Below are 5,931 nucleotides of genomic sequence, written 5' to 3'. Positions count from 1 at the left end.
TCTTAATGCCTTTCTTTCGTATCGGGAAAGAGTAATTGGTGAAGTAAGGGATGATGAGGCTTCAACTTTTAAGTATTTTGAAGATCGATTTCAATTGGCCCAAAAAAAAGTTGATGATTTAGAGGCGATTATCAAGGAATCTGAAAACAAAGGCTCCTACCTCATGAAAATGGTGCATCTCAAAGAGCAATTAGCGAAATTTGATGCCCTTGGTGATTTCCCTTCTTTATTTGAGCGCCTGGACCGTATGGAAAAGGAGCTTAGAGATTTGATTGCCATCAACAGAGCCAAAAACTTAGAAATCAAACGGGCCCTTTTAATAGAAGCAGAAGCTTTAAAAGAAAGCACCAACTGGCAGGAGACTACCGAAAAATTCCGGGAGCTAAAAATGAAATGGATTAAAACCGGAAGTGTTAGTGAAGAATATAAAGAGGAAATTGAACAGCAGTTTAAAGATATCTTAGATACCTTTTTTGCCCGAAAACAATCTTTTTACGAGGACCGTAATAAGATGGTAGATAGCCGGGTGGAAGCCTATAAAACTATTGTTGAGGAAGTTAAAAAGTTAAATTCGACAGAAAATGTTCAAAAAGCTGCCGAAAGAGTTAAAGAACTTCAAAAACAATGGAAAACATTAGGGAAAATTCCTCGAAAAAGAAGGGATGAACTTTGGAAAGAATTAAAAAGCTATACAGACAATATTTTTAATAACCTTAAAGCTTTTAAAAAACAAAAAGACAGCCTTAGTGCCGAAGAAAATTTAAAGAGGAAGGAAGAGCTATTATTCGCTGCCGAAGATTTGAAAGAACGGTACAATGAAGAAGGCATTTTAGATACGGCAAAGAAACTTCAGGCTGAATGGAAAGTAGTAGGTAAAGTGCCTTGGGAAAAAGTAAAAAGCCTAAACGAACGATTTCATATTGCTTGCGATTTGGTTTTTGAGCAGCATTTCTTGGAGAAAGTTGCACGTTCTAAATTTAGAAGCTATAAGGATAAAGAAGAAAAGGAACAAATTAAATTAAAAATTACCCTTTTAAGGGATCTGCTAGCAAGAGATCAAAAAGATTTGCAGACTTTTGAGGATAATTTGGCAAAGTTAAATTCGGGAGCAAATGCCTTTAGCAAAATGCTGGAGAACAAACTTTCGATACAATCAAGAAAAGTAAAAGTAAAAGAATTAATTTTGTCAGAACTGAAGGAAAAACTGAAAACAAATCAGAGTTAATAAAGGTACTTACGAAAGTAAAAATTTGAAAAAGTCATTGAAGAATAAGTTAAATTCAAGACTATTAAATGCCCTATTTACCACTATAAATTAATGGGGCTTAAAATTTTTCGTAATACTTCTATTGTTTTAAATTAGGTGAACTTTTTTGAACCTAATTTCATTCTTGGTTAAAAAAATAAGAGAGGTATAAGGAATTCCTTCAACCTATTGTTATTATATGCCTTGTAGTGTAAGTTTTATTTGATTTTTTAAAAATCTCATTAATTAGGAGGAAATATTATGTATTGGACATTAGAATTGGCTTCTTATCTTGAAGATGCGCCATGGCCAGCTACAAAAGATGAATTAATTGACTTTTCTGTGCGTTCCGGAGCACCCATGGAAGTGGTAGAAAATCTTCAAGAGCTTGAAGATGATGGGCAACCTTATGAAAACATTGAGGAAATTTGGCCGGATTACCCAACCAAAGAAGATTTCTTTTTTAATGAAGATGAGTATTAATTCATCCCCTTTTATTTTGCAGGCCACTGCAAATTAAGAAAAATCCAAAAAGTGGTTCCACCAATCAACGTTGAAGGAATAATCTGAAAAGAAATGAAGCACCTAGGCTACTGGGTGCTTTTTTAAACTAATTATTTTATCTGGTCTATGAAATACAGCTTAATAGATTTTCTTGACCGTTAAAACAAAAGTTCTGACAATCTTTACCCAAGAACCGCCCGGCTCACACTGCTTTTGCTTCAGACCGAAGATTTCCTTCTAAGAATTGCTTCAGCCAAGTAGAGGTCTTCTGGAGTGGTAATTTTTATATTTTCATAATGGCCTGGTACAAGTTCAATTTTTAAACCTGCCGATTCCGCCACACTCGCATCATCTGTCATTTCCGCCTTTTCGGATTGGTCGTAAGCTTTTTTAATTATTTCAGTTCGAAACACTTGAGGAGTTTGTACCAATCGGTAAAGATTACGGTCCAAGGCCACCGTATAACTGTTTTCTAGTTTTCGAATACTATCTTTTAAAGGCACCGCTACCACTGCATTTCCTTTTTCAGCAGCTGTGCGAAAGGCTCCATCGATCACATCTCTGTCAATAAAGGGTCTTACACCGTCATGAATAGCCACCAACCCTTCATCTTTAATAGCCTCTAAGCCATTTTTTACTGATTGAAAACGGCTGATTCCACCTTTTTTTATTTGATAGGATAAACGAAAGCTATGTGCTTCGCAAAGCGAATCCCATTGCTCCATATCTTTTTCAGGAAGCACAAGGATTATTTCAATTTTTGAATCATAGTGGTGGAAGGCTGAAAGGGTATGCATTAAAATGGGTTTTCCTCCAACTTCAAGAAACTGTTTGGGTAATGTAGTTTTCATCCGGCTTCCACTACCCCCTGCAACAATTATGACGTATTTTTTGATTTGACAACTTTTTGGGTAAGACATTAAGACATAAGGTGGGTAAAAAGAAAGGGCTATCTAAAGAAAGCCCTTTTAATTTATTAGATGATCAGCATGGCATCCCCATAACTGAAGAATCTGTATTTCTCCTTGATAGCTTCCTGATAAGCTTCCATTACAAACTCATAATCACCAAAAGCGGCTGCCATCATTAGCAAAGTAGATTCTGGCATATGGAAATTAGTAAGTAATGCATTACAAATTTTAAATTCGTATGGAGGGAAAATGAATTTATCCGTCCAGCCTTCTTTCTCTTTTAACCGACCAGCCGCTGAAACGGAAGACTCTAAAGACCGCATAGAGGTTGTCCCTACAGCACATACTCGCTTTTTATTATCTAAAGCCCTGTTCACTGCAGCAACAGTCTCTTGAGGCACTCTAAAATTCTCAGAGTCCATCTTGTGTTTAGTAAGGTCTTCTACATCAACATTTCGGAAAGTACCTAATCCAATATGCAGCGTAATATGAGCCATATCAACACCCTTGATTTCCAGACGCTTTAGCACTTGTTTAGTAAAATGCAATCCAGCAGTAGGTGCTGCAACAGCCCCTGTATGCTTTGCATAAATCGTTTGAAAACGATCACGATCTGCCGGTTCTGCCTCTCTCTTGATATACTTTGGTAAAGGGGTCTCCCCTAAGGCATCAATGGTTTTATAAAATTCCTCATCCGGACCATCGTAAAGAAATCGGATGGTTCTACCTCTAGAGGTAGTATTATCGATAACTTCCGCAACTAGATCTCCATCCCCAAAATAGAGCTTATTTCCCACACGAATCTTTCTGGCTGGATCTACGAGTACATCCCAGAAATGTAATTCCTTATTTAATTCTCTAAGTAGGAAAACCTCAATGTTAGCCCCAGTTTTTTCTTTTTTTCCATAAAGACGGGCTGGAAAGACTTTAGTGTCATTTGCTACCAGGATATCGCCATCGTCAAAGTACTCCACAATATCCTTAAATAGTCGATGCTCAATTTTTTTAGAGTCCTTGTGTAGCACCATCATACGAGACTCATCCCTGTTTTCTGTTGGGTGCATAGCTAGATGCCCCTCAGGAAGTTCAAATTTAAATTCAGATAACTTCATATTTAATATTACGGTATTAAATATTAAAAATACAAATACTTATAAAAAGCTAGGACCATCCTACAAAATTGCAAAAGTACAATTTTTTTTTTAATATTAAAGCTTACATCTAATGAAAAAGAGTAAACCAATTGATTGCCAGCCCTTAAACGGAAAAAAGTGAGATTTATTAGACTAACTTTTGAAAGTTTTCGATTTGCATGGAATGCACTGAAAACGAACCTACTCCGAACCATCCTTTCTCTCTTAGGTGTAACGGTAGGCATATTCTCAATAATTGCCGTTTTTACGGTTATTGACTCCTTAAAGGCTAATATAAAAGATAGCATGGCATTTTTAGGAGATAATGTAATCAAGGTGGAGAAATGGCCCTTGGAAATGGTCCCAGAATATCCCTGGTGGAAATACTTTAAACATCCTCATCCCAACTATACGGATTATGAATTTTTGGCTGAAAATTTAAAGAACCATAAGGGAATAACCATTTCTGCAATAAAAACAGGGTTGACTCTTAAATTCAAAAATAATTCCATAAGTGGAACCTACTTAGAAGGGTTTTCCCATAATTATAATGATGTGTTTGAAGTACCTATTGAAAAAGGAAGGTATTTTACTTATCAGGAAATTAGTAATGGAACCAATGTAACCCTTATAGGCGCAGAAATTGCTGAATCCTTGTTCCTTAATGAAGATCCTGTTGGAAAAACCATTAAGATAAAGGGAATTAAGTACATGGTGGTTGGGGTACTGGAAAAACAGGGAGAGGGTGTTCTCGATACCGATATCGATTTGCTTTCCTATATTCCTTACAAAAGTTTCAAAAAGATTTTTGTCACTGATCCATGGTGGGGAAGGGGCTCTTCCATAGCTATAAAAGGCAAAGAAGAAGATGTGGGCTTGAGGGAGTTGGAAGGAGAAATCACTGGACTAATGCGTCGAAAAAGGGGACTGAGACCAAATCAAGAAAATAATTTCGCTATTAACCGATCAGAGTTTTTTGCCAATATTGTTAATTCAATTTTTGGCACTCTTACTTTAGCGGGATGGGTAATCGGGGGATTCTCTATTTTAGTTGGAGGTTTTGGAATTGCCAATATTATGTTTGTCTCTGTAAAAGAAAGAACAAACATTATAGGAATTCAAAAGTCTTTGGGTGCAAAAAACTATTTTGTACTCAACCAATTCTTATTTGAAGCAATCTTTCTTAGTTTAATAGGGGGCGGTGTTGGGATTTTTATCGTTTACCTGCTGAGCTTCATTTCACTGGGAAGCTTAAATATTGTTTTAACCTTCCAGAATATTCTTATCGGATTAGGTGTTTCATGCGTGGTAGGGATTGCCTCCGGAATTATACCTGCCTATATGGCTGCCAAACTTGATCCGGTTATTGCCATTCGAACAAATTGATAGATGAAAACCTACATTTTAAGGATTACCTAATAACAGTTTTTAGCAATTAGGGATATTTTTCTAAAGCAACAAAAAAAGCAATGAATTCTCATTGCTTTTTTTGTTATGCCAACATTAAGGAATTTACTCCTAGATAATTTGTACCTAATAAGAAAAAAAGCCCTTACTGAAAATCAGTAAGGGCTTACCACTGCAGAGAGTGAGGGATTCGAACCCCCGGTACCTCGCGGTACAACGGTTTTCAAGACCGCCGCGTTCGACCACTCCGCCAACCCTCTGTTTTCCCCTTTGGGACTACAAAAGTAGGAGTTTAAATTAATTCTGCAAAACCCCTCAAGCGATTTTTAAGTAAAAAAATGTGGTTTCAAATCATCTGAAGCGTAATTACTTGATAGCCTAGCAATTGAGAAGAAATATTTTTTTTAGGACATTAACGATATTTTCATTTATTGCCTTCATCTTTTCTATTGCCCTTAACCAATTTCCTTCTATAGTCGGATAAAGCCTTATCAATACTAGCATTGAGTTCAAAACCCAGAAGAAGGACCAAGGATAAAATGTAAAACCAAATCATAATGGCTATTAGCACACCAATTGACCCATATAGTTTATTATAAGCTCCAAAGTTGTTAAGGTAGTAAGAGAAAACAAAGGAAATGCCTAGGGTAAGTAAAGTGGCCAAAATAGATCCCGGAGAAAAAAATGTTCTATGAAGAATTTTAGGAGCAAAATAGTAAATACAGGATGT

The 5,931-nt window shown here is 36.3% G+C and carries 6 protein-coding genes and 1 tRNA gene; 3 read left to right on the top strand and 4 right to left on the bottom strand.

Annotation, left to right across the window (positions count from 1 at the left end; all coding sequences use genetic code 11):
* Both E1171_RS09210 and E1171_RS09205 read left to right on the top strand, forming a co-directional pair.
* Nucleotides 1–1,225 (top strand): DUF349 domain-containing protein (locus tag E1171_RS09210; protein ID WP_155205714.1); only part of this gene is annotated, 1,225 nt, incomplete at its 5' end.
* A 282-nt stretch (nucleotides 1,226–1,507) separates the two neighbouring features.
* Nucleotides 1,508–1,729 carry a DUF2795 domain-containing protein gene (locus E1171_RS09205; RefSeq protein ID WP_155205713.1) on the top strand — a complete coding sequence of 74 codons (222 nt, stop codon included), beginning with the start codon at nucleotides 1,508–1,510 and terminating at the stop codon, nucleotides 1,727–1,729.
* Between the two features lie 239 nt (nucleotides 1,730–1,968).
* Here the strand turns inward: E1171_RS09205 and E1171_RS09200 are convergent, their stop codons facing one another.
* Together E1171_RS09200 and queA are read right to left on the bottom strand one after the other, a co-directional pair.
* Complete coding sequence (locus E1171_RS09200; RefSeq protein WP_155205712.1) at nucleotides 1,969–2,670, bottom strand: 2-C-methyl-D-erythritol 4-phosphate cytidylyltransferase; 702 nt, start codon at nucleotides 2,668–2,670, stop codon at nucleotides 1,969–1,971.
* A gap of 56 nt (nucleotides 2,671–2,726) precedes the next feature.
* Nucleotides 2,727–3,773, bottom strand: coding sequence for a tRNA preQ1(34) S-adenosylmethionine ribosyltransferase-isomerase QueA (gene queA / locus E1171_RS09195; protein WP_155205711.1), 1,047 nt, complete (start codon nucleotides 3,771–3,773; stop codon nucleotides 2,727–2,729).
* A 159-nt stretch (nucleotides 3,774–3,932) separates the two neighbouring features.
* On the opposite strand from queA, the gene E1171_RS09190 reads away from it, so the two are divergent.
* Nucleotides 3,933–5,180, top strand: coding sequence for an ABC transporter permease (locus tag E1171_RS09190; RefSeq protein WP_187696361.1), 1,248 nt, complete (start codon nucleotides 3,933–3,935; stop codon nucleotides 5,178–5,180).
* 196 nt (nucleotides 5,181–5,376) lie between these two features.
* On the opposite strand, the gene E1171_RS09185 is transcribed toward E1171_RS09190, so the two are convergent.
* Nucleotides 5,377–5,461: transfer RNA gene (locus tag E1171_RS09185), tRNA-Ser, on the bottom strand.
* 164 nt (nucleotides 5,462–5,625) lie between these two features.
* Nucleotides 5,626–5,931 (bottom strand): YihY/virulence factor BrkB family protein (locus tag E1171_RS09180; protein ID WP_187696360.1); only part of this gene is annotated, 306 nt, incomplete at its 5' end.

This window comes from Xanthovirga aplysinae, from assembly GCF_009711365.1.
Classification (GTDB): domain Bacteria; phylum Bacteroidota; class Bacteroidia; order Cytophagales; family Cyclobacteriaceae; genus Xanthovirga; species Xanthovirga aplysinae.
Note: the sequence above shows the minus strand (reverse complement) of the source record. Positions and strands in the feature narration are given on the sequence as shown.

What these genes read in the sequence shown, in the direction of transcription:
- E1171_RS09205 (WP_155205713.1), top strand. Translation starts at nt 1,508, where the DNA reads ATGTATTGGACATTAGAATTGGCTTCTTATCTTGAAGATGCGCCATGG.
- queA (WP_155205711.1), bottom strand. Translation starts at nt 3,773, where the DNA reads ATGAAGTTATCTGAATTTAAATTTGAACTTCCTGAGGGGCATCTAGCT.
- E1171_RS09200 (WP_155205712.1), bottom strand. Translation starts at nt 2,670, where the DNA reads ATGTCTTACCCAAAAAGTTGTCAAATCAAAAAATACGTCATAATTGTT.